Source organism: Tenacibaculum haliotis (assembly GCF_025215075.1).
Lineage (GTDB): Bacteria > Bacteroidota > Bacteroidia > Flavobacteriales > Flavobacteriaceae > Polaribacter > Polaribacter haliotis_B.
This window is the reverse complement of sequence record NZ_JAOBTH010000023.1, coordinates 70,555-94,503: the sequence shown is the minus strand read 5'-3', so window position 1 is coordinate 94,503 and position 23,949 is coordinate 70,555. Positions and strand designations below refer to the sequence as shown.

The window sequence follows — 23,949 nt, the reverse complement described above, 5'->3', positions numbered from 1 at the left end:
AATAATTGTTGTGATGCAAAATTATAACTATTTTTCTTTTCAACCAATAAAATCTCATAAAAATCGACACTAAAAACTATAAGAATTTGTAATTTTGAAACTTAGTTAAAATATATACTTTTAAATCATTTTATAATGACAAAGTTCAGAATCGAAAAAGACACCATGGGGAACGTTGAAGTTCCTGCCGATAAATATTGGGGAGCACAAACAGAACGTTCTCGTAACAACTTTAAAATTGGGCCATCTGGCTCTATGCCTTTAGAAGTAGTATATGGCTTTGCTTATCTTAAAAAAGCTGCTGCCTATACCAATGCCAAATTAGGTGTTTTATCAAATGAAAAAAGAGATTTAATAGCTCAAGTTTGTGATGAAATTTTAGCTGGTAAACACGATGATCAATTTCCGTTGGTTATTTGGCAAACAGGTTCGGGTACACAAAGTAACATGAATTGTAACGAAGTTATTGCTAACAGAGCTCATGAAATTGCTGGAAATGTAATTGGTGAAGGAGAAAAAACCATTCAACCAAATGATGATGTAAACAAATCGCAATCATCAAACGACACTTTTCCTACAGGTATGCACATTGCTGCTTACCAAAAAATTGTAGAAGTAACCATTCCTGGAGTTGAGCAATTACGTGATACTTTACAAGCAAAATCTGAAGCTTTTAAAGATGTTGTAAAAATAGGACGTACGCATTTAATGGATGCTACTCCCCTAACCTTAGGTCAAGAATTTTCTGGTTATGTTGCACAATTAAACTTTGGTTTAAAAGCTTTAAGAAACTCTTTAGCGCATTTATCGCAATTAGCGTTGGGTGGAACTGCTGTTGGAACAGGATTAAACACACCTGCTGGTTACGACGTATTAGTGGCAAAATATATTGCTGAATTTACAGGATTGCCTTTTATTACTGCTGAAAATAAATTTGAAGCCTTGGCTGCACACGATGCCTTTGTTGAAACACACGGATCTTTAAAGCAATTAGCGGTTTCTATTAATAAAATAGCCAACGATATTCGTATGATGGCTTCAGGGCCACGTAGTGGAATTGGAGAGTTAATTATTCCTGCTAACGAACCTGGTTCTTCTATTATGCCTGGAAAAGTGAATCCTACACAAGCAGAAGCTATTACTATGGTTTGTGCACAAGTTATGGGTAACGATGTTGCGGTAACTATTGGTGGTACACAAGGACATTACGAATTAAACGTATTTAAACCAATGATGGCGGCTAACGTATTACAATCTGCTCAGTTAATTGGAGATGCTTGTGTATCTTTTGATGTTAACTGTGCTGCTGGTATTGAACCAAATCACAGCAGAATTACTGAGTTAGTAAACAATTCTTTAATGTTAGTTACTGCTTTAAATACTAAAATAGGATATTATAAAGCTGCTGAAATAGCAAACACAGCACACGCAAACGGAACTACTTTAAAAGTAGAAGCTGTTCGTTTAGGCTACGTTACTGAAGCTGAATATGACGAATGGGTAAAACCTGAAAACATGACTGGCGGGTTAAAATAAAAACTTACTTTTGTAATCACTAAAAAGCTGCATTATTTGCAGCTTTTTTTAGCTAAAATAACTAATCATATTAAAGAAATGAAGATGAACAAACACGAAGAATATATGAGCGAAGCTGTAAAAGCAGCTTTAAAAGGAATGAGTAATAACGAGGGCGGGCCATTTGGTTGTATTGTTGTAAAAGACGGTGAAATTGTTGGTCGTGGTAATAATAAAGTTACCTCAACAAACGATCCTACAGCGCATGCTGAAGTTACTGCAATTAGAGATGCTTGTAAAAACTTAGGTTCTTTTCAGTTAGATGGTTGTATCGTATATACTTCTTGCGAACCTTGCCCTATGTGTTTAGGTGCAATTTATTGGGCAAGACCAGATAAAGTATATTACGGAAGTAACCAACAAGATGCTGCTAACATAGGTTTTGATGACGAATTTATTTACAAAGAAATTCCGTTACCATACGAAAAAAGAAGTATTCCGTTTGAACAAGTCGGACGTGAAATTGCTTTAGAACCGTTTGAAAAATGGTCAGAAAAGAATGATAAAATTGAATACTAGCAATAAAAAATCCCAAATTAACCTTTGGGATTTTTTTATAAATAAGATAAAATTTATCTTTAAATTAAAACATATAAGTTCTAATATTTAATATTAAGTAATTCTTTATAAAATACCTAATTCTAGGTATTGCTCTCGTTATTAATTATTTATAAATTTAAATTCTATTTAATTATAAAATCATACAAGATGAAAACTAGAATTTTATTATTAGTAATTACTATTTTTGGAGCCATTAGTATATCTTTCTCTCAGAACGTTGATGGTTACACATTTCATGAATCAAGTAAAGGAGTTTCTCTTTATTATAAACAACATCAATATGGTGTTACTTTTCGTGCCGTTAATAAAAGAAAAAAATATGTATACGTTAAAGTCTTTAATGTAGTTAGCACCTGGAGTAATGGTAAAACAAGAAGAAAAGATGTTAATATTGGCTTTGTAGCAAGTAATAAAGCTTCTAATGGAGGTGGCTTAAATAATGATAATTATGCCAAAATTAAATCTTGGCGTTTTGATAGTTGGAAATGGTCTGAGAAATCTTTTAGCTATTAAATAATTTATATTTAAGTGATTGTATATATATTAAAATAAAAAGCTCCAAGTTTAAAACTTGGAGCTTTTTTGTATCTAAAATCTAATTATTTAGTTTTTCTGAACATCAACCAAAAACCAATTAGTACTAACGGAATACTTAATACTTGCCCGGTGTTTAATGAGTTAAATACCCAGTCTTCTCTTCCTTGAACTTGTGCTTGTTTTAAGAACTCAATAAAGAAACGTAACGACCATAAAACCACCATAAATAATCCGAATAAAAATCCTGATTGGTTCTTTTTATCTGTTTTCCAGTAAAAATACCATAAAGCAAAAAACAATGCTAAATAACTAAATGCTTCGTATAATTGTGTTGGGTGTGAAGGAACCGTTTCTCCTGCTCTTTTAAAAATTACTCCGAAACTACTTCCTGTTGGTTTTCCATAAATCTCTGAGTTAAAAAAGTTTCCTAAACGGATAAAAAATCCTGCTAAGGCAACCATAATCCCTAATCTATCTAAAATAAATAACCATGGTTTTTGTAAATGCTTTTTTGAATAAAAGTATAAAGCTACAGGAATACCAATTGCTGCACCATGACTTGCAAAACCAGTAAATCCTGTGAATTTCCATGATCCATCTGCCATTTCTTTCATTGGTAAAAATATTTCTAACAAATGATTCTGATAATAATCCCAGCTATAAAAGAAAACATCTCCTAATCGCATTCCTACTAGCATTGCTACAAACACATACATGAATAATGGATCTAGTTTTTCAACAGGGATCTTGTCATTTATATAAATTTTCTTCATTAAACGAAGTCCCAATACAAAGGCTGCTACAAACATTAAACTGTACCAACGAATACCTAAACTACCAATTTTTAATATTTCAGGATCTAAATCCCATACTATAGATAAAAAATTCATTTATTCTTATTTAATTTGTCTTTCCGAACATAACAAAGTAATCTTAAAAAAAAGAGTACTTCGTCATTCTTCTTCGTAATGACGATTACTATTTCTTTTTTTCTGGCACAGGATCATAACCGCTTCCACCCCATGGATGACAACTAAATATTCTTTTTGTTGCCAACCAACCGCCATAAAACAAACCATGTTTTTGCAATGCTTCAATTGTGTAACTAGAGCATGTTGGCGAATACCTGCATGTTGCTGGTGTAAATGGTGAAATGGCTGTTTGATAAAACCGCACCAATAATATAAACGGATATGTGAGTATTTTTTTCAATTAATTAACAGAAAAACTCGTTCCTTCTTTTCCGTCTTTTAGCTGAATACCTAATGCTAATAATCTATCGCGGATTTCATCTGATAATGCCCAATCTTTGTTTTCACGTGCTTCTTTTCGCATTTGAATTAGCATTTCTACTACTCCACTTAATTTATCAGAATTATTTCCATCAGCTATTTCATTCACCAATCCTAAAACATCAAAAACAAAAGCTTTTATTGTTACAATTAATTCCTCTAAATCACTTGAAGTTAAACTTGCTTTTTGTTCTTTTATCTGATTTACAGTTTTAACAGCTTCAAATAAATGAGAAATTAATACAGGTGTATTAAAATCATCATTCATGGCGGCATAACATTCTTGCTTCCATTTCTGAACATCAAAAGTTGAAGTATTTCCTGCTTCAATTTTATCTAAGAAATTTACAGCATCCATTAACTTGCCATGTCCTTTTTCTGATGCTTCTAAAGCTTCGCCAGAAAAATCTAGAATACTTCTGTAATTAGCTTGCATATTAAAAAAACGTACCACACTTGCTGAAAATGCTTTTGGTAAAATTTCGTTTTCACCAGATAAAATTTCGTTTGGTAAAATAAAGTTACCAGTTGATTTTGCCATTTTCTGGCTATTTAGCAACAACATATTGGTATGCATCCAGTAATTTACTGGAGTAACACCACTACAGGTTTGAGATTGTGCTATTTCACATTCGTGATGTGGAAATTTTAAATCCATTCCACCACCATGAATATCAAATTGCTCTCCTAAATATTTTGTACTCATTACTGAACATTCTAAATGCCACCCCGGAAAACCATCACTCCAAGGAGAAGGCCAACGCATAATATGGCGCTCATCTGCTTTTTTCCAAAGGGCAAAATCTTGTGGATTTTTCTTATCTGACTGTCCGTCTAAAGTTCGTGTATTGTGAATTGCATCTTCTATTTTTCTACCAGATAGGATTCCGTAGTTACCAGTTTCGTTGTACTTTAAAACATCAAAATATACAGAACCGTTTACTTCATATGCAAAACCTTTTTCCATGATTTCTTTAATCATTTCAATTTGTTCAACAATATGACCTGTTGCGGTAGGCTCTATACTCGGTGGTAAAAAATTGTAATTTTTTAAAACATCATGAAAGTCTACAGTATACTTTTGTACTACTTCCATTGGTTCGATTTCTTCTAAACGTGCTTTTTTAGAAATTCTATCTTCTCCTTCATCTGCATCATTTTCTAAATGACCAGCGTCAGTAATGTTACGTACATAGCGCACTTTATAACCTAAATGTAGAAAATAACGATACACCACATCAAAAAACATAAATGTACGTACGTTTCCTAAATGGGCATTGCTATATACCGTAGGCCCACAAACGTACATCCCTACATATCCGTCGTTTACAGTTTTAAAAGGCTCTTTAGTTTTTGATAAAGAGTTGTATACTTTTAATTGATTTTCTTTATATAATTTCATCGAAAAAGTGGCTATTTACAGATGTTAAAGATAGGCACTTTATAAGGAATAATGAAATGGAATTTATTAGGAAAGTAATAAAATTTTAAAAGGTATTTTTTTATTACAATCTATTATTTTTGAAGTACTAACTGACTGTATTTACCAATGATTTTCACCATATTGTCTTCTGTTGAGATACTAAAATTACCATTTACTTCTTTTTTAGAATCGTTAACCGAAAATTTTATTACTGGTTTATTAGGATAATTTCTAGCTTTACCTTCTATAACATAGGCTAATTTTTTATTAATATTAGCTATATTAATCAAAGCTTCTGATGAATTTAAATCAACTTTAAAAGTATGATAATTTGGATGAATTTTATTGATTTTTAAACCTCCAAATTTACTATTTACCTCTACATCATTATAAACGTTAACAAGAACAACTTCTGACGAAGTTGAACTTATTTTGGTATTGGTAACCGATGCTAAATTAGCATCGGTTACGTTATTTAAAAACAAAGTACTCTTATTTAATGAATTGATGGTTACAGGCGAAAACGATAGGTTTAAGTGACTCTCGCTTAAATTATCAGCTTTAAAAGTACCATAACTTACTTTTCCAGATGCTTTTGTTTTTGGTAATTTAACTTTACAGTGACGTGTATTTAAATCGAACTTTGCATTTTTGGGTACTTTAATAATAATTTTCTTGGTTATTTTTACTTTCTTTCCATCAATTGTAAATTCACCATTTTTAGAAAAAAACATATAATTAGCATGTACTTTTTTTAGTTCTTTTTTAGCACTGTGTATTTCTTTTTTTGCGTTAGCTAATTCTCGTTTTATTTCTTCTCTATTTATTTTTTTTATTTCTGCTCTTGCTCTTGCCAATTCTCTTTTTAGCTCTTTATCATGTTTAACACGATTCGCTTCAAGTTTTTTAAGCTCTTTTTTTAGTTTTTTCTGTCTTTGTTCCTGCGTTTCTTTAAACTTTTTATATTTTTTTGTTTTCTTAAATTTTTCCCATTCTTTTTTAGATTTTATGGTGATGTCATTTACACCATCTTTCCATTGAAAAAAGTAGTTTTTACCATCTTTCGTGTATTTATCAAAATCAAATTCAATGTTTTCTAAGCCTGTAACAATTTCTTCAAAATTAATTTCTGGTATTTCAATTTCTGGTATTTCTGGCATTTCAGGAATCTCTGGTATTACAATAACATTATCGTTTGTACCGTATTGATAAACTTTTGGTAAGTTATTTTTAGAGGAATTAAAAAATACAAAATTATTATTATCAAACGAATGAAAATTATTTGTGCTTGCATTAATTTGTACTTTATTCTTATTCCCTAAAGCTTCAAATTGCCAGTTTTTAAAATACTTTTCTGCGGCTTTTTTATCAAGCCCTTCTACTTCAATAACAGCTTCTATAGATACTTGATTTTTATTCCATGTAGTTACATCAATATCAGCATTTGAGGCATTTATTTTTACAACAACATCTTTATTGGTTGTAAAATTTTCACTAAATTTTTTATCGTATTTCTGAGCAAAAACAACACCTGTTGTTAATAATGAAAAAACGGCTATTTTAAATATTTTGAATATCATTTTGAGTTGGATTTTTAAGTTCTTTTAATTGTTTTTGCATGCGTTTTAACAGCTGTAAACGCATTTGCAGGTTTCCAATCAATGCATTGATAGTATTATCATTAATCCCTTTTGTATTGAGCTCTCGGGTTAAGGTTTTATATTCTTTGGTTAACTCGCCTATTTCGGCAAAATAACCATCAAAAAATTCTTTCGTATCGTCTGTTAATTCTAACTGACTTAATTCGTAGTTTATGGTATTTACATAATATGACTCAACCGTTTTTAACTCGGGCGAAATAGTACCTAAACTTATATTATTTTTATATTCTTCTGGTATTTCTTTTATAGGTGTTTCAATTGTATTGGTTGGGTAAAATCGAACTCCTAAACTTACCAATAAAACTATTGAAGCTGCAACATACAGCCATTGATATGATTTTTTAACAGATGGTTTTTCATGTAATTCTTTCATTAACCTATCTTGAAAACGCTGCCTGTGGTTTGTTGATATTTCAACATTTTTTTTGTCCTTATTTTTTAATACTTCTCTAATATCTTTAGACATAGTGTACATTTTTTAATTGTTCTTGCACTTTCTTTTTACCTCTTAATAAATGAGTTCTTGAGGTTACTTCTGAAATCCCTAATATTTCTGAAATTTCTTTATGATCATATCCTTCTAGCAAAAACAAGGTTAATACTACGCTGTATTTATCTTTTAATTTTTGAATACAGTTTACAATTTCTTGATACGTAATTGTATTCGACACACTCCAGTCATCGTCATCATCTATAAGTATATTTGTTTCTTCATTTATCAAAACTAAATCCAACTTTTTCTTCTTTAAAAAATCGATACTTTGGTTTATAACAATTCGTTTTAACCAAGCACCAAATGCAACTTCTTCGGTATATGAATTTATATTTTTAAAGGCCTTTATAAAAGCTTCTTGCATTATGTCTTCAGCAATAAATGTATCATTTACAAAACGAACAGCAACTAAAAGCATCGCTTTGTAATACAAATCATACAATTGCATTTGTGCCTTTGCATCATTATTTTTACAACCATCTATTATAGGTTGATGTAACTGTTTGGTTAATTTCATTATTGATTTCTTATACTAAAGACGATACTTTTTATACTTCGTTGCAGTTTGCTTACTTTTTATTTTTAAATTTACTTAATATTTAGTTTTTACTCTATAATGATTGATAAAAAAAAATCTGCTCTTACCGAAAAAGACGGGGTTTCTCAACCAGAAACTACCAGTAAATCATCCGCAGAAAAAATAAAATTCAGCCGAAGAAAAAAAACAACTACCCAAGAATATATTACACAAATATTGGCGGGTAACATTCCGTTTTTAAGCAAAGCTATTACTTTGGTTGAAAGCACCAATACCAAGCATCAAAAACAAGCTACCGAAATTATTGAAGCTTGTTTGCCACACGCCAACAAATCTATTAGAATAGGTATTACTGGTGTTCCTGGCGTTGGTAAAAGTACTTTTATTGAAGCTTTTGGTAAACACTTAACTTCGGTAGGTAAAAAAGTCGCCGTTTTAGCTGTAGACCCAAGTAGTTCTGTAAATAAAGGAAGTATTTTAGGTGACAAAACACGGATGGAAGAATTAGTTACCGATAAAAATGCGTTTATCAGGCCTTCTCCTTCGGGAACTTCATTGGGTGGAGTTGCTCAAAAAACTAGAGAATCGATTATTTTATGTGAAGCTGCTGGTTTTGATACCATTATTATTGAAACCGTTGGGGTTGGGCAATCTGAAACTGCTGTACACTCTATGACCGACTTTTTTTTATTACTGAAATTAGCAGGCGCAGGCGATGAATTACAAGGTATTAAACGCGGAATTATTGAAATGGCAGATGCTATTGTTATTAACAAAGCAGATAGCGGAAACGAAAAAAATGCTAAAATTGCTAAAGTTGAATTTAACCGAGCATTGCATTTATATCCGCCAAAAGATAGTGGTTGGCAACCGAAAGTTTTACTAGCTAGTGCTTTGCATCAAAAAGGTGTGGACGACATTTTTTTAATGATTCAAAATTATATTAGCACTTTAAAAAACAACGGTTGTTTTCAGCAGAAACGTAACGAACAAAACAATTATTGGTTACTTGAAACTATCAATCAGCAATTAAAAAGTAATTTTTATAACAACCCAAAAATTAAAGAATTACTTAAAAACGAAGTACTTAATTTAAAAAAAGGAAAAACAACTCCGTTTACTGCTGCGCAACGCTTACTAAACATCAATTATGGAACAGAATAAATTAACTTGGAGCGATTTTGAAAAAGTAGAAATGCGAATTGGCACCATACTTTCTGCGGATATTTTTAAAGAAGTTAAAAATCCTGCGTATAAATTGCAAATCGATTTTGGCGACTTTGGGATAAAAAAAACCTCGGCACAAATCACTAAATTATATACTACGGATGAATTAATAGGTAAACAAATTATTGCAGTTGTTAATTTTCCTAAAAAACAAATAGCTAATATTATGAGTGAATGTTTAGTATTAGGAGGTTTAGGAATTGATAAAGAAGTTACTTTATTATCGTCTGATAAACCTGTAAAAAACGGAACAAGAATTGGATAGGTTTATTTCTTTATCTTTCTTACCTAGAAATGACCTAACAATTAAATACCTTTTATATTCATAACTAACTTTAAATAAAAAAACATGAAAAAAATTTTTATCTTACTTACTGCTTTAATTTATTTATTACCACAAAATATAAATTCTCAAAATAATGGAGCAATAGCTGCAGCAGGTGCATTAGTTGCTATTGGTGCCGGAATTGCCGCTGTTAAACAAATGGAGGAAAGAGCTGAGTTAACAGCTACTCAATGGATATTATCAAATAACCCTGAATTAACTAGTTTTTCTTTAAAAACGCTTTCTTTTAATGGTAAAAAATTAAAAGACATGTCGTCTACCTCTGTTATTACTTATAAAATTCAAGAGTTTACTCCTGCTAATAAACCTGATCTCAATGGAAAAAAACAAGTTTTATTTGGTTTTACAAGTCAGGGATGGATTAATCAATATGGAATTGATTTTGATAAAGTGAAATGGTTTTTAATTGACACTAAAGAATGGATGAATATGATGGTGTCGTATGTAAAGGTGTCTTCTAGCGAAAACGATGAAGAAACACTTAAAAAAACATTAAAAGAAGGTAAAGTTGTAAATAAAGGTGTAAAAGTAAAAAGTAAACTAGTTATTCCTTTTTACAAATTAAAAGGAGATATGTATGTTGTGACTGACTATTCAAATGATTTAAAGCTAGTATATAATGAAAGATCTTTAGGTATATTTTTAAAAGAAACAAAAAATCTTGTACAAATGGGTAGAGGAGATATAATTGATATTCATAATTTCTTTTTTGACGAATAATAAAACTTAGTTTTAACCTTTAACTAAATAATAAAAACAGTTTAAATTCATAAAATTTAAACTGTTTTCTTTTTTGGTATATTTGTTTGTAATCAAAAACAATACCATGAAAAAAATAACCATTCTTTTATTATTGATATCATCAACTATGATAAGTCAAATTCATACTGAAGTTTACTTGTTTGATATTGAACAAAAAAATGACAAATGGGAAGTTACGAATGGAGAAAATATTTCTAAAAATTTAGGCTATGACAATCAACCTCATTTTTATAATGATACTACATTAATATTTGTATCAACAAGAAAAAAACAAACAGATATTGTTAAGTATAATACAAATACTAAGAAAAAATATTTTTTAAACAACAGTATAAACGGAAGTGAATATTCACCTCAAAGAATTCCTGAATCTAATACTATTTCTGCGGTAAGATTAGATGATGATGGCTTACAGCGTTTTTATGAATACGATGAAGTTACCCAAAAAAACAAAACACTGATTAAAAATTTAGTTATTGCTTATCCATTTTGGTATGATAAAAACACTTTAATATCGTCTGTGATTGTAAATGATACTTTAGAGCTTTTTATAAGTGATTTAAAAAAGAAAACCAATACTTCAATTACAAAAGAAACAGGAAGATCCATTCATAAAATTCCAAATTCTAATTTAATAAGTTTTATAAAAAAAGGTCAAAAAGGGTGGCAAATTTGGTCATTAAACCCGATTAGCAAAGAAATTAAAAAAATTACAGAAATAAATAAAATGCAAGACATGTGCTGGTTACCTAATGGAAACTTGTTACTTTCTAATAAACAAAATATTATACAATTTTCACCTTCAAATAATAGCTGGACGTATTTTTATCAATTTAAAGATGAAAACATAAATAATATTTCAAGAATTATTGTAAATAAAAAAGGAACAAAACTGGCTTTAGTAGCAGAAAACTTTCCAAAAATTTTAGCTCAACAACAATTAGAAGCTTATAATAAAAGAGACATTAATGCATTTTTAAAACCCTATGCTAAGAATGTGAAAATATATACATTTCCTAACGAATTAAATTATGAAGGTATTGATGAAATGCGAAAAAGATACACTCCAATGTTTAAAAACACAGCTGACTTACATTGTAAAATTGTTAGTAGAATTGTAAAAGGGAATACAATTATAGATGAAGAATTAGTTACAGCTAATGGTAGTACTTTTAAAGCTGTTGCCATTTACACCATTAAAAACAATAAGATAAGTGAAGTAAGATTTCTTCGTTAATTTAAGTTTTTCGTAAAATGATTTTTTAAAAAATGTACTTGAAAAAAGATCATCAATGTAAAAAAGAAACAAGCATATAACATTGTATTGGATACTGTAATGTTTCCAAACAAGTTTGGCATTTCAATTGATGACATATAAGACAAATCTATCTTTGGCATTTTCATCCAAGTAACTGAAGTTCCTTTTGAAACATACAAAATACTACCAACTAAAAACATCACTAAAACACTCCACATTTTATTAGAAATTAACGGAGTAGGTTTATAAATTTTAGCATTTTCTTTCTTAAGAATTCCCATTAAATTAGCTGTAAAATCAGCTGATGGTGACTCTATATCTATTTCTTTAATATACTTTTTAGTAAAAGCATCTAATTCTTTAATATGTTTATTTTCTCCCATAATGTTCAATTAATTCGGGTTCTACATTTTGTTTTACTATACCTAACAACCTTTTTCTAGCCCTGTGCAATTTAACTTTTACATTTGCTTCAGAAAAATCGGTAATTTCAATTATCTCTTTTAAACTTAATTCCTGAAAATAAAACATCCATAAAACGGTGCGTTCATCTTCAGGCAAACTTAACATACATTTATTAATTACTAGAGCGCGTTCTTTACGTTCTATTCCATCTAAAATACTCTCGGTACTCGATATTTTATTAATAGTTACTTCGTTAATAGTATCAGTATTGTATTTTTCTTTATTCTTTTTTAAACTATCTAAACAAGCTCTATAACCAATTTTATATAGCCAAGTAGAAAATTTCGATTCTCCTTTAAACTTACTTAAATTTTTATAAGCCTTTATAAAAGTATCTTGGCAAACTTCTTCGGCCTCTTCTCTACTCTTTAGCATTTTTAAAGCCAACGTAAAAACCATTGCCTTGTAGTTATCTACTAAAAAAGCAAAAGCATTGGTGTCTCCTTTTAAAACTTTGTTTATGTATAGTTGATCGTTGATAATAGTTGTTTTATCTTAAGACTGTATGCTATTAAAAAAGGTTACACTATTTATAAAATAAATTTATTTTCATTTTTTTTGTAACCTTTATTTAAAAACTAAAGTCATACTTGCAAACACAATAAAAATAATCATTTAAATTTTAAAATATGGAAGTAGCAATTGTATTTATGTTCTTATTCGCAGTAATTTTCGGAATCTTTTATTTATTCTATTCAACACGTAACAAAGAACGTTTAGCGTTAATAGAAAAAGGTGTAGATGCAAAAATATTTATGCAAGGAGAACGAAAAAAATCAACATTAACAGGTAGAATCATCGTTTTAAACTTAGCTTTATTATTAATGGGTATTGGCTTAGGTATTTTCTTAGGGTTAGTAATCGATACTTACACATCTATGCAAGAAGAAGCAATTTACCCTGCAATGATTTTCTTAATGGCTGGTTTAGGTTTATTTACAGGATTTAGCTTAACTAAAAAGTTAGACAACGAGTAATCCATATACCAATTCAATTTTAAAAGAGAATGAAACTTTGTTTCATTCTCTTTTTTGTTTTGTAAATTAGGCATTTGTTTTTTTGATATAATTCAATCAGAAAAAAATCACAGAACTGAAAGCCTTGTACTTTCCTTTAAAAAATTATGAGATAGTGTTAGAGAAACCTGAATTATATTTTAAAAATGATATAGAATGGCGGGATTGGTTATTCGATAATCATAATTCATCCGAAGGAATATATTTAATCTTTTATAAGGTTGAAAATATAGAGGAATCTATGCGCTGGGAAGAAGCAGTTAAAGTTGCTCTTTGTTTTGGCTGGATAGATGCGACTGTAAAAAGTTTAGGCAACGGAAAACGGAAACAATATTTTTGTAAACGAAAACCTAAAAGTATTTGGAGTGCCGTAAATAAAAAACACATTGAAAATTTAATTGCTAATAATTTAATGCACAAAAGCGGGTTAGAAGTTATTAAAATTGGAAAACAAAACGGTTCATGGAATACTTTAGATGTTATTGATAAATTAATAATTCCGGTAGATTTACAAGCAGAATTTGATAAAAATGAAATTGCTTTTCTTAACTACAAAAACTTTGCTCCTAGTTATAAAAAAAACTATTTGTATTGGTTACTGCAAGCTAAAAGAGAAACTACACGCTTAAAACGTATTAAAGAAATTATTGAATATTGTAGTAAAAATATAAAATCAAGATAACATTAAACAATCAATTAAATGCTAAAAAAAACACTTAAATATTTAGGAGTATTTTTAATTTTACTACTTGTTATATATGCTATTGGTCCTAAAGCTAAACAACCAAACCTAACAACTAAAATTTCTAAAAACACAAATAGTTTATTAGAAATAGATGATACCTTTTTACAAGAAAATAAGAATCCAAATATACGAGAAGGAAATCATTCTCGATTAATTTGGGCTGATAGTATTCCTAAAAAAACAAAATACTCTGTTGTTTATTTACATGGGTTTTCTGCAAGTCCTGCCGAAACAGAAGTTATTTACACCAATTTTTCTAAACGATATGGAGTAAATTTATATGCACCAAGATTATTTAAACACGGTTTAAAAGATAAGGAACCATTGCTAGAATTTACTGCGGAAGGATATTTAGAATCTGCTAAAAAAGCAATTGCAATAGGTAAACAACTAGGAGAAAAAGTAATTTTATTTTGTGTAAGTACAGGTGCAACTGCTGGGTTATTTTTAGCTTCTGAAAATCCTGAAATTGAAGCTTTAATTTTATCATCACCAAATATTGATGTTTATGATACCAACTCCAACTTAGTTACAAAACCTTGGGGCAAACAATTGTTAAAAATTATTATGGGAGGCGATTATCAAAGTTGGACACCTCCTAATGGTGCAGAAAAGTATTGGTATTCCAAGTATAGGATTGAAGCAATAATTCAATTAAAATCATTGATACAAGTTACAATGAAACAAGAAGTTTTTGAAAAAATAAAACAACCTTTATTTATGGCATACTACTACAAAAATGAAGAAAAACAAGACAAAACTGTTTCTGTTAAACGGATGAAAGAAATGTTTAACCAAATTTCTACTACTGATAAAAACAAATATCAAGTAGCAATTCCAGAAGCTAAAAATCATTCTATTGCTTCTCGCTTTTTTACTGAAGAATATAAAACGGTAGAAAAAGAAATATATCATTTTGCTGATACTGTTTTAAAACTAAAACCAATTTTAAAAAATGAGTAAAATTCTTATAACTGGGGGAACAGGATTAATTGGAAAAGAGCTTCAAAAAAAATTAATTTCTAAAAACCATGAAGTTGTTATACTTTCAAGAAATCCGAAGAAAAAAAATGAGTTTCTTTGGAATATTTCTGATGGATTTATTGATGGTAACGCCTTTAAAGATATTACACATATTATCCATTTAGCTGGAGCTGGTATTGCAAATAAAAAATGGACTAACAAAAGAAAACAAGAACTTATTAATAGCCGTGTGAAATCTGCTAATTTGCTTTTCACCAAAATTAAAGAACTGAAAATTGAGTTAAAAGGTTTCATATCTGCCTCAGGAATTGGCTATTATGGCGCGTTCACTTCTGAGGAAATATTTTCTGAGGATCATATTTCAGGTAATGATTTTATTGCTAAAGTTTGCATTGAATGGGAAAAAGCTACTCATAAATTTAGCCAACTAAATATTCCTGTAACTATTTTACGAACAGGTATTGTACTCGCTAAATCAGGTGGTGCTTTACCAAAGATAAATACACCTTTATTTTTAGCTACTTTAGGTAATGGAAAACAATACATGCCATGGATTCATATTGATGATTTATGCAATATTTATTTAAAGGCTGTTGAAAACATTCATTTTACGGGAGTTTATAATGCTATTGCTCCCGAACATGAAACGAATAAAAGTTTTACTAAAAAATTATCAAAAACTATTGCTAAACCTATATTTCCACTTAATGCCCCATCATTTATTTTAAAAATGGTTTTAGGTGAAATGTCTTCTATATTACTAAAAGGTAGCAGAGTATCTTCTGTAAAGACATCTGCTATTTATTCTTTTATATTTACTGATTTAAAATCAGCTTTAAAAAACATTTATCATAATGAATGATAAACTAAAAAATCCGGTTTGGTATTCTTTAAATGAAACTCATAAAAACATAGCCATTAAATATGATGGCGTACAATTTTACGATCCTGAAATTTGTCCTTTTGGAGCTTTTATTGATACATCAAAAACAGCAGAGGCTTTAAACGAATATGCAAAATTTACGGATAGTTTCTTCTTAGTTACAGAAAATAAAATTCCAATTTACGATACCAATTTCGTTACTTTAGATAGAAAAATAGAAGGTTGTCAAATGGTATTACAAGATCTAATTGAGGTAGAAATCAAAGAAGAAATTATACCACTTACTTCTAAACACATCAATGAAATATATGATTTAGTTTGGTTAGTTATGCCTGGATATTTTAAAAAAAGAACTTTTGAAATGGGTAAATACTTCGGTATCTTTAAAGACAATAAACTCGTTTCAATAGCCGGACAAAGAATGCAAACTAACGATTTTATTGAAGTAAGCGCTGTAGTTACACATCCTGATTACACTGGTAGAGGTTTTGCTAAACAACTAACTACTCATGTTACTAAAGAAATATTAAAAGCAAACAAACATCCTATTTTACATACCACAAAGGGAAACACTGCCATTAGCCTGTATGAAAAGTTAGGCTATAAATTAACAAGAGAAATGAATTGGTGGCTTTTTCATAAAAAATAAAAAGCTCAGACAGTACTGTCTGAGCTTTTCTTAGGATAGTGGCAGAAAATAGTGTTTACTTTTTAGTAATACTCATATTCATACTTGTTGTTAAATCCTGTCCTTGAACTTTCATTAACATCTCTATTTTAGAGGTTAAAACGACACCTGTTTTTTTATCAATATTCATGGTTCCTTTAATATTACCTGTTCCAACTCCTTCTACATTACCAGAAATATCTAACAACACATTTTTAGCTGTAATTGAATTTACTTTATAAACGAAATTCAATTTCATTCCGTTTGCATCTTTATTCATAGACCAAGTATCACCAACTAAAACTGCTTTTTCAGGATAAACTACATTACTAGATTGTTGTGTTAAATTATTTGCATTAGGAATATTAGGCTCAACTTTTGTTTCGATAATCTTACCTAAATTGTCTCCTTTCGTTGTTATTAATACTTTCATCATTGGTGCCATTTGAGCCTTCATAACTTCATCTGTAGGACTTAACTCTTCCTCTTTTTTACTAGAGTCATATGACATTAATTGACCTCCTTGTGAAACATTTATTACCATATTAGTAATTTTCATATCACTTTCGTATGTATCATCAGAAACGACTTTAATTTCTTGATGCATTGTCATTTTTGTATTCATAGACATTAAACCTGCACCCATTTTTTGAGACATTTCCATTTTCATCTCATAAACATCGCCTTTTTCATAATTTAAACGAAGTAATACTTTCTCTTGAGCTACACTTACCATTGTTACTCCTAATAACAATACAACTAATAAATTTTTCATTTTTAAATTTTTAATTTTAATTATTCTTGTAGCGAATATACACAAAAACAAAAAGGCTTAGAAAAATTTCCTAAGCCTTTGTTTACTATACTATGTTGTTATTTAAAAATCTTGATTTACATCCCAAGATTCTAATATTTCTTTTAATGTTTTAATAAACATTCCACCTAAAGCTCCATTTACAACTCTATGATCGTAAGAATGAGCAACAATCATTCTTTGACGAATTCCTATAAAGTCACCGTCTGGTGTTTCAATAACAGCTGGTTTCTTTACAATTGCTCCTAAGGCTAAAATAGCTACTTGCGGTTGGTTTATAATTGGTGTTCCTGTAATGCTTCCAAAACTACCTACATTTGTAACAGTGTAAGTACCTCCTTGAATATCGTCTGGTTTTAATTTATTTCCACGAGCACGACCTGCTAAATCATTTACTTGTTTAGTCATTCCTACTAAACTTAACTGATCTGCGTTTTTAATTACTGGTACAATTAAATTACCATCAGGTAAAGCTGCTGCCATACCTAAATTAATATTTCCTCTTTTAATAATCTTATCGCCATCAACAGCAATATTAATCATCGGGTGTTTTTTTATTGTTTGTGCAACGGCTTGCATAAAGATTGGCGTAAAGGTTAGCTTCTCTCCTTCCCTTTCTTGATATGCGTTCTTTACTTTATTTCTCCAATTAACAATATTGGTAACATCTATTTCTATAAATGACTGCACATGTGCAGATGTTTGAACAGAATCTACCATATGTTTGGCAACTAATTTACCCATACGTGTCATTTCAATAACCTCGTCTTGACCGCTTAAAGTAACTGGTGCTGCTTGCGCTTTTGCTTTAGGCTTTTCAGCTTTAGCAGGAGAAACAACATCTTTAGGTTGGTTACCTCTATTTTCTAAATAAGATAAAATATCTGTTTTAGTAACCCTTCCTTCTTTTCCTGTTCCTTTAATAGTTTCTAATTCAGAGAAAGAAATCCCTTCTGTTTTTGCTATATTTTTTACTAAAGGAGAATAAAAACGATCACTAGATGAAGTATCAATAGTCACTGAAACTTCTTCCTTTGCAGCTTCTACTGTTTTCTCTACTGCTACCACAGCTTCTTTTATTTCAGCTTTTTTAGGGGTATCGTTTGAAGGGGTATCACCTCCTTCAGTTTCAATAATGGCAATAGTCTGACCTACTTGAATAACATCATCCTTATCAAATAATATTTCTACTAAGGTTCCTTCAACTTCACTAGGCACCTCACTATCTACTTTATCTGTAGCTACTTCAACAACTGTTTCATCAATTTCAATAGTCTCTCCTATTTCTTTAACCCAAGAAGTAATCGTTGCTTCTGCAACACTTTCGCCCATTTTAGGCAACTTTAGTTCAAATCTAGCCATTGTATCTTTTTTAATCTTTCGCGAAATTACTAAAAAACATGCATTTTTCAATATTTTAAGCATTAAAATATTCACAAAAAAAATACACCTATTTTAAATTATTCACAATAATAAAGCATTTTATCAAAGTATTTTATTATTTAACTCCAATAGCATCTTGTAAAATTATGGATTTATCAAAACAATAATGAATTTATTTTATCAATAGCTGTATTCTCTAATCAATTAAAGAATAGAAATAGTATTAAAACTTATTTTATTATTTTTACTTTCATAAATAATTTTATTTTTATAAACAACCACTGCGTTACTTGTCAACTACAATTAAACAACTTAAATTTTCACACACTTGGCGTCCTTACCAAGACAAAATATTATCTAACTTTTCTAAGCACATAGAAGATAATCATTTTCATATTGTTGCTCCGCCTGGCTCTGGAAAAACTATTTTAGGTATTGAAATTTTAAAAAGAATAGGTAAAAAGACTATCGTATTAGCGCCAACTTTAACAATTCGTAATCAATGGGAAAATAGATTGCAAGAGTTTTTTACGGAAGATTGTGATTTTAAAGAATTCTCTTTTGATATAAAAAAACCTGCTGATATTACCTTCTCTACTTACCAAGGTTTATATTCTTTTTACAAAACATTTGATAATAAAGAAGACTACTTTTTATTCTTTACCAAAAACAATATTGAGGTATTATTGCTAGACGAAGCACATCATTTAAAAAATGAATGGTGGAAATGTTTATTTGAGTTAAAACAACAACATTTACAAACAATAATTGCACTTACCGCAACGCCACCATACGATAGTGAGATTTCTGAAATTCAAAAATATTTTAATTTATGTGGTGAAATTGATGATGAAATTCTGGTACCAGATTTAGTTAAAGAAAATAATTTATGTCCGCACCAAGATATCGTTTACTTTTCTAAACCTGAAAATAAAGAAATTAATACTATTGTTGATTTTAGGTTAAAAATCGCCAATTTTATTACTGATCTATTAAAAGATAAAGAATTTATCAATTTTATAAAACAACATCGATTTTATAATAAAACAGAAGAAAATATAAACGAAATTTATAAGTTTTCTACTTTTTTTTCTGCAATACTTATTTTTTTAAATGAAGCTGGCATCGTTATTTCAAGAGAAAAATTATCAATATTAGGTTTTGAAAAAGATGAGTTTGTTGAGTTCCCTAAAATAACACATAAATGGATTGAAATTCTTTTTCAACATATTCTTGTTATTGATAGAAACGAATTAATTGTACATGAAACTTACGTTAATTCTTTAGAAAAAAAACTAAGAAAACTATCTCTATACAGTAATAAAAAAGTTAACTTAATTGGAAATACTTTTTTATATAAATCACTTAGCAATAGCCCGAGTAAATTAAAGAGTATCGTTGCTATTGTAAAACAAGAACAAATCAATTTAAAGGAGCAACTACGCTGCGTTGTATTATCTGATTATATCAGAAAAGAATATCTTGATGTTACTGCTACCGAGGTAAAAAGTATTGATAAATTAGGTGTCGTGCCTATTTTTCATCATATAAGAATAAGTACAAAAAATAAACAAAACTTGGCTGTACTGTCTGGCAGTTTGGTTATTATTCATTGTAGTTGTATTGCTAAATTAGATTTAATTGATTCGATAACAAACTACACACAAACCTCTTTAAATTCTGATACCGAGTTTGTTATTATACAATCAAAATCATCTTCTAAAAACACGCTAGTAGCAACTATTACAAAATTATTTGAATTAGGTCATATTAAAATTTTAGTGGGAACTAAATCTTTATTAGGCGAAGGATGGGATGCGCCCGCTATTAATAGTTTAATTTTAGCATCTGTAGTAGGTTCTTTTGTTACTTCAAATCAAATGCGTGGTAGAGCTATCAGAATTGATAATAACGTGCCTGATAAAACCGGAATTATTTGGCATTTGGCATGTATTGATACTTCTGATATTTATGGCGGAAAAGATTTAGAGGTACTTAAAAAGCGTTTTGATGCTTTTATAGGGATTTCAAACAATGATGAAAATATTATTTCTAACGGAATTGAACGCTTAGGGTTGCCCAATGTTATTCTTGATGAAAACATAAATATACTAAATGATAACGCTAAGGCTATCTCTAAAAACAGGTCTTTAATATCAGAAAAATGGAAAAACACAGTCCGTTTTAAAAAAGAAGTTTCTCACGAAATAAAGCTGTATCATAAAAAAGATCAAGCTTTTTTAAAACAAAAAAAAACCTATTTAAACGATTTTGTTAAGTATTCAATTCTTGAACTTTTAATTAGTCTCGCCTTATTTTTTCCTCAATTTATCTTCAAAAACTTTAATTTAATAGCGTATAAAGGTTTTTACTATTTTTTATATTCTTTACTAACTACCCTAGGTTTGTCTTTTGGTTATAAACTTTATAAAACCTTTAAAATGTATTTTCACTATGGTCTTGTTCATAAAAAAATACGTAAAATGGCTTATGCTATCTTAAACTCTTTATATGAATTGGAAGAAATAACCACTCCAAAAAAAGAAATTAACATCGTTGTAAATTTACTATCTATGGGCGATGTTACTTGTACTATTAATGGTGCTAATAGATATGAAAGCAATTTATTTATTAAGACCTTAGAGGAATTATTACAACCTATTGACAATCCCAAATATTTAATAATTAAAACCAATTGGTTTCGTAAAAAATTAAACACTCAAAATTTTTATCCTATTCCTGATATTTTAAGCAAAAGAAAAGAACAAGCGTTACTATTTCAAAAACATTGGAATCATCAACTTGGCAAATCTAAACTTATTTACACTAGAAGTATTCGTGGACGAAAACATCTTTTAAGAGCACGATTATTTCATGTTCATAACATACATAATGAAGTTACAAGGAAAAATATAATTTGGAAATAACCTTAACCTTTAAGTTATTTAAACCCAATTTTTAGGTTTTTCTAAAACTTCTAATAATTTAGCTTCTTCACTTCCTTTTTCTGGTTCTTGATTATAAACCCACTGAACTACAGGCGGTAAACTCATTAAGATACTTTCGATGCGCCCGTTTGTTTTTAATCCAAATAAAGTACCTCTATCATGCACTAAATTAAACTCTACATAGCGCCCTCTTCTAACTTCTTGCCAATCTTTTTGTTCTTTAGTATATGTTATATCTTTCCTTTTTTCAACAATAGGCACATATGAGTTTAAGAAACTATTACCTACCTCTGTTACAAAGTTGTAACGATCTTGCATTGAAAACTCTTCCGTTTGCTTTAAATAATCAAAAAACAAACCTCCAATTCCACGAGCTTCATTTCTATGAGCATTCCAAAAATAATTATCACAAGTTTCTTTAAACTTCGGATGAAACTCTTTGCTATGTTTATCGCAAGCATCTTTACAAACCGAATGAAAATGTATCGCATCTTCATCAAACAAATAATAAGGTGTTAAATCTTGTCCACCACCAAACCACTGTGTAACTATATTTCCATCGCCATCATACATTTCAAAATAACGCCAATTTGCGTGTACTGTTGGTACAAACGGATTTTTAGGGTGCAATACTAAACTTAATCCGCAGGCAAAAAAATCACCACTTTCAACACCAAATTGCTTACGCAATGCTTCTGGTAATTCTCCAAAAACCTTAGAAATATTTACGCCTCCTTTTTCAAAAATGTTTCCATTTTCTATTACACGAGTTCTTCCACCGCCACCCTCTGTACGTTTCCAATTATCTTCTTTAAATTTTGCTTCTCCATCTACTGCTTCTAATTTAGCAGTAATTGTATCTTGTAATTGTTGAATATATGCGTAAAACTGATCTTTCATTTCTTTAATTCTTGAGAAGCAAAAATACTTATTCTATTGCTTTTTTTAGTTGAATATTCTTAATAGTTTCGGTCGTAGCCGCTGTTACCGATAATGGCAATACAAGTATAACTCCAATAACAGGCACTAATAAAAACAGCATAAATATAAGTCCGTTTCCTATTGCTGTACCTTTATTTTTCTTTACAAAACTGATACTCTCTTTGTACTTAAAATGACGTTCTAAGGTATAATCCATATTCCCAAAACCGGCATAATATGCTTGCATAATAAATAACAAAATTGCAGAGAAGAAACCTATAATAGGTATAAAACTAACAAGTAAAATAGGTATCGTAAAAAATAGTTCTCTTAAAAGGTTTCTTAGGTTTATTCGAATACCTCTTATCAATTGTTCTTGAAAAGAAGTTTTTCTATGTTGATGTGTTTCTCCTGTTAAATAATGTTCTATTTTTTCTGAAACCGGACTCATAAAAGGTGCCGATAATGCCATTACAATATGCTTGTATAAAAGCAAACCAATTACAACTATTAACAGTCCGCTAAAAAAAGTACTAATCATTTCAAATGTTTGCTTCCCAAATTCCCATTTCCAAATTCCAGCAATGTAATGACCTATGTTATCTGATAAAGCATACGCTGAAACTCCAATTAAAAAGGCAGTTAAAACACTAATAATTATTGGAACAATAAAATATTGCCACAGTTTAAGTTTTGATATTAATTGAAACGCACCGAAATAAGCTTGTATTCCCTTTAGTATATTCTGAATCATTTTTATTTTTTTGACTAAAATAAAAAACCTCTTTCTGATAAGAAAGAGGTTTTCATACTATATTTTTATTTTTTATTTAAAGACAGGTTTAATAAAACTATCTAATTCTTTTTCGTTAATTTTATTTACTTCATCCCAACCCATACTTTTAGTTGGTGATACCGCGCCTCTTTTAAAATCTAAAATTCTTTTACTATCAGTTATTAAATATGCTGATGGATAATCTAACTTATGAATAAAACCTGAAGTTCTTATAGTCGCTCTATTCTTTGTTAATTCTTTAGATGCTACCAAGAAAATTCTTTTATCTAGTTTTTTAGCCATTCTTTTTACACCTTTTTCAGTATCCCAAAACAACATTATAAACTTTACTTTACCATCATACTTTTCAACCATCTTATTCAATGCTGGTATTTCTCCCCAACAAGGTGCACACCACGTAGCTGCAGCCAACAAAACAATAGGTATATCAATAGCATCTGTACTAATCGTTTCTCCATCTACCGACGTGAAATCATAATTAGAGATATGCTTATCTTTTATACAATTATACACAATATCTTCTAACATTGCTGCATCATTTCCTGAAACAGTAATACAATCATCAACAATATCTTTGTAATATATCTTCTTTTGCGAGAAACTTTGTGTGCCTACTAACAGGGTTAATAAAAGTAGTAATTTTTTCATTTTCAA

26 protein-coding genes are annotated in these 23,949 nt (G+C 29.5%); 13 read left to right on the top strand and 13 right to left on the bottom strand.

Features of this window, described 5'->3' with window-relative positions; all coding sequences use genetic code 11:
* The first annotated feature begins 135 nt into the window (after positions 1 to 135).
* From fumC to N2251_RS04080, 3 genes are all read left to right on the top strand, one after another.
* Complete coding sequence (gene fumC / locus N2251_RS04090) at positions 136 to 1,536, top strand: class II fumarate hydratase (protein WP_260585438.1); 1,401 nt, start codon at positions 136 to 138, stop codon at positions 1,534 to 1,536.
* Between the two features lie 84 nt (positions 1,537 to 1,620).
* Positions 1,621 to 2,094, top strand: a complete 474-nt coding sequence (locus N2251_RS04085; protein WP_260585437.1) for a nucleoside deaminase — start codon at positions 1,621 to 1,623, stop codon at positions 2,092 to 2,094.
* Positions 2,095 to 2,283: 189 nt separating this feature from the next.
* Positions 2,284 to 2,649, top strand: a complete 366-nt coding sequence (locus N2251_RS04080) for a hypothetical protein (protein WP_260585436.1) — start codon at positions 2,284 to 2,286, stop codon at positions 2,647 to 2,649.
* A gap of 86 nt (positions 2,650 to 2,735) precedes the next feature.
* Here N2251_RS04080 and lgt read toward each other — a convergent pair whose 3' ends face one another.
* The 6 genes from lgt to N2251_RS04050 all read right to left on the bottom strand — a co-directional run bounded on the left by lgt (position 2,736) and on the right by N2251_RS04050 (position 8,059).
* A complete protein-coding gene (lgt, locus tag N2251_RS04075; protein ID WP_260585435.1) occupies positions 2,736 to 3,563 on the bottom strand; it encodes a prolipoprotein diacylglyceryl transferase in 828 nt (275 codons plus the stop codon).
* An 88-nt stretch (positions 3,564 to 3,651) separates the two neighbouring features.
* Positions 3,652 to 3,885: a membrane protein insertion efficiency factor YidD gene (gene yidD / locus N2251_RS04070; RefSeq protein WP_068705109.1), complete on the bottom strand. Its 234-nt coding sequence runs from the start codon at positions 3,883 to 3,885 to the stop codon at positions 3,652 to 3,654.
* Positions 3,886 to 5,367, bottom strand: a complete 1,482-nt coding sequence (gene cysS / locus N2251_RS04065) for a cysteine--tRNA ligase (RefSeq protein ID WP_260585434.1) — start codon at positions 5,365 to 5,367, stop codon at positions 3,886 to 3,888.
* A 113-nt stretch (positions 5,368 to 5,480) separates the two neighbouring features.
* The gene (locus N2251_RS04060) at positions 5,481 to 6,968 is read right to left on the bottom strand and encodes a hypothetical protein (RefSeq protein WP_260585433.1); all 1,488 of its coding nucleotides are present in this window, start codon (positions 6,966 to 6,968) and stop codon (positions 5,481 to 5,483) included.
* The gene (locus N2251_RS04055) at positions 6,949 to 7,515 is read right to left on the bottom strand and encodes a hypothetical protein (RefSeq protein ID WP_260585432.1); all 567 of its coding nucleotides are present in this window, start codon (positions 7,513 to 7,515) and stop codon (positions 6,949 to 6,951) included. Before N2251_RS04055 ends, N2251_RS04060 begins: the two co-directional genes overlap by 20 nt.
* Entirely contained in the window at positions 7,508 to 8,059 is a 552-nt protein-coding gene (locus N2251_RS04050; RefSeq protein WP_260585431.1) for an RNA polymerase sigma factor, read from the bottom strand. Before N2251_RS04050 ends, N2251_RS04055 begins: the two co-directional genes overlap by 8 nt.
* 102 nt (positions 8,060 to 8,161) lie before the next feature.
* Here N2251_RS04050 and meaB point away from each other — a divergent pair, with 102 nt between their 5' ends.
* The 4 genes from meaB to N2251_RS04030 all read left to right on the top strand — a co-directional run bounded on the left by meaB (position 8,162) and on the right by N2251_RS04030 (position 11,652).
* The gene (gene meaB, locus N2251_RS04045; protein WP_376740997.1) at positions 8,162 to 9,244 is read left to right on the top strand and encodes a methylmalonyl Co-A mutase-associated GTPase MeaB; all 1,083 of its coding nucleotides are present in this window, start codon (positions 8,162 to 8,164) and stop codon (positions 9,242 to 9,244) included.
* On the top strand, positions 9,231 to 9,572 hold the full coding sequence (locus N2251_RS04040) for a tRNA-binding protein (protein WP_260585429.1): 342 nt from the start codon (positions 9,231 to 9,233) through the stop codon (positions 9,570 to 9,572). The genes meaB and N2251_RS04040 overlap by 14 nt, the downstream gene beginning before the upstream one ends.
* An 84-nt stretch (positions 9,573 to 9,656) precedes the next feature.
* Positions 9,657 to 10,373, top strand: coding sequence for a hypothetical protein (locus tag N2251_RS04035; RefSeq protein ID WP_260585428.1), 717 nt, complete (start codon positions 9,657 to 9,659; stop codon positions 10,371 to 10,373).
* Positions 10,374 to 10,479: 106 nt separating this feature from the next.
* Positions 10,480 to 11,652, top strand: coding sequence for a nuclear transport factor 2 family protein (locus N2251_RS04030; protein ID WP_260585427.1), 1,173 nt, complete (start codon positions 10,480 to 10,482; stop codon positions 11,650 to 11,652).
* Here N2251_RS04030 and N2251_RS04025 read toward each other — a convergent pair.
* Positions 11,649 to 12,056, bottom strand: coding sequence for a hypothetical protein (locus N2251_RS04025; protein WP_260585426.1), 408 nt, complete (start codon positions 12,054 to 12,056; stop codon positions 11,649 to 11,651). The genes N2251_RS04030 and N2251_RS04025 overlap by 4 nt on opposite strands.
* The gene (locus N2251_RS04020; RefSeq protein WP_312025086.1) at positions 12,043 to 12,600 is read right to left on the bottom strand and encodes an RNA polymerase sigma factor; all 558 of its coding nucleotides are present in this window, start codon (positions 12,598 to 12,600) and stop codon (positions 12,043 to 12,045) included. The genes N2251_RS04025 and N2251_RS04020 overlap by 14 nt, the downstream gene beginning before the upstream one ends.
* Before the next feature lie 167 nt (positions 12,601 to 12,767).
* On the opposite strand from N2251_RS04020, the gene N2251_RS04015 reads away from it, so the two are divergent.
* The 5 genes from N2251_RS04015 (at position 12,768) to N2251_RS03995 (ending at position 16,415) form a co-directional block, all read left to right on the top strand.
* Positions 12,768 to 13,115, top strand: coding sequence for a DUF6249 domain-containing protein (locus N2251_RS04015; RefSeq protein WP_260585425.1), 348 nt, complete (start codon positions 12,768 to 12,770; stop codon positions 13,113 to 13,115).
* Positions 13,116 to 13,269: 154 nt separating this feature from the next.
* Positions 13,270 to 13,836 carry a YdeI/OmpD-associated family protein gene (locus N2251_RS04010; protein ID WP_260585424.1) on the top strand — a complete coding sequence of 189 codons (567 nt, stop codon included), beginning with the start codon at positions 13,270 to 13,272 and terminating at the stop codon, positions 13,834 to 13,836.
* Positions 13,837 to 13,854: 18 nt separating this feature from the next.
* Positions 13,855 to 14,862, top strand: coding sequence for an alpha/beta hydrolase (locus N2251_RS04005; protein ID WP_260585423.1), 1,008 nt, complete (start codon positions 13,855 to 13,857; stop codon positions 14,860 to 14,862).
* Positions 14,855 to 15,745: a TIGR01777 family oxidoreductase gene (locus N2251_RS04000; RefSeq protein ID WP_260585422.1), complete on the top strand. Its 891-nt coding sequence runs from the start codon at positions 14,855 to 14,857 to the stop codon at positions 15,743 to 15,745. The genes N2251_RS04005 and N2251_RS04000 overlap by 8 nt, the downstream gene beginning before the upstream one ends.
* Positions 15,738 to 16,415, top strand: coding sequence for a GNAT family N-acetyltransferase (locus tag N2251_RS03995; protein WP_260585421.1), 678 nt, complete (start codon positions 15,738 to 15,740; stop codon positions 16,413 to 16,415). The genes N2251_RS04000 and N2251_RS03995 overlap by 8 nt, the downstream gene beginning before the upstream one ends.
* 55 nt (positions 16,416 to 16,470) lie before the next feature.
* Here N2251_RS03995 and N2251_RS03990 read toward each other — a convergent pair whose 3' ends face one another.
* Together N2251_RS03990 and N2251_RS03985 are read right to left on the bottom strand one after the other, a co-directional pair.
* Positions 16,471 to 17,208: a DUF6263 family protein gene (locus N2251_RS03990; RefSeq protein WP_260585420.1), complete on the bottom strand. Its 738-nt coding sequence runs from the start codon at positions 17,206 to 17,208 to the stop codon at positions 16,471 to 16,473.
* A gap of 102 nt (positions 17,209 to 17,310) precedes the next feature.
* Positions 17,311 to 18,609: a dihydrolipoamide acetyltransferase family protein gene (locus N2251_RS03985; protein WP_260585419.1), complete on the bottom strand. Its 1,299-nt coding sequence runs from the start codon at positions 18,607 to 18,609 to the stop codon at positions 17,311 to 17,313.
* 311 nt (positions 18,610 to 18,920) lie between these two features.
* Here N2251_RS03985 and N2251_RS03980 point away from each other — a divergent pair, with 311 nt between their 5' ends.
* The gene (locus N2251_RS03980; protein WP_260585418.1) at positions 18,921 to 21,557 is read left to right on the top strand and encodes a DEAD/DEAH box helicase family protein; all 2,637 of its coding nucleotides are present in this window, start codon (positions 18,921 to 18,923) and stop codon (positions 21,555 to 21,557) included.
* An 18-nt stretch (positions 21,558 to 21,575) separates the two neighbouring features.
* On the opposite strand, the gene hemF is transcribed toward N2251_RS03980, so the two are convergent.
* The 3 genes from hemF to N2251_RS03965 all read right to left on the bottom strand — a co-directional run bounded on the left by hemF (position 21,576) and on the right by N2251_RS03965 (position 23,943).
* Positions 21,576 to 22,478 (bottom strand): oxygen-dependent coproporphyrinogen oxidase, encoded by a 903-nt coding sequence (gene hemF, locus N2251_RS03975; protein WP_260585417.1) that lies wholly within the window; start codon positions 22,476 to 22,478, stop codon positions 21,576 to 21,578.
* Between the two features lie 28 nt (positions 22,479 to 22,506).
* Positions 22,507 to 23,253, bottom strand: coding sequence for an EI24 domain-containing protein (locus N2251_RS03970; RefSeq protein ID WP_260585416.1), 747 nt, complete (start codon positions 23,251 to 23,253; stop codon positions 22,507 to 22,509).
* 72 nt (positions 23,254 to 23,325) lie between these two features.
* The gene (locus N2251_RS03965; RefSeq protein WP_260585415.1) at positions 23,326 to 23,943 is read right to left on the bottom strand and encodes a TlpA family protein disulfide reductase; all 618 of its coding nucleotides are present in this window, start codon (positions 23,941 to 23,943) and stop codon (positions 23,326 to 23,328) included.
* Positions 23,944 to 23,949 lie beyond the last annotated feature (6 nt).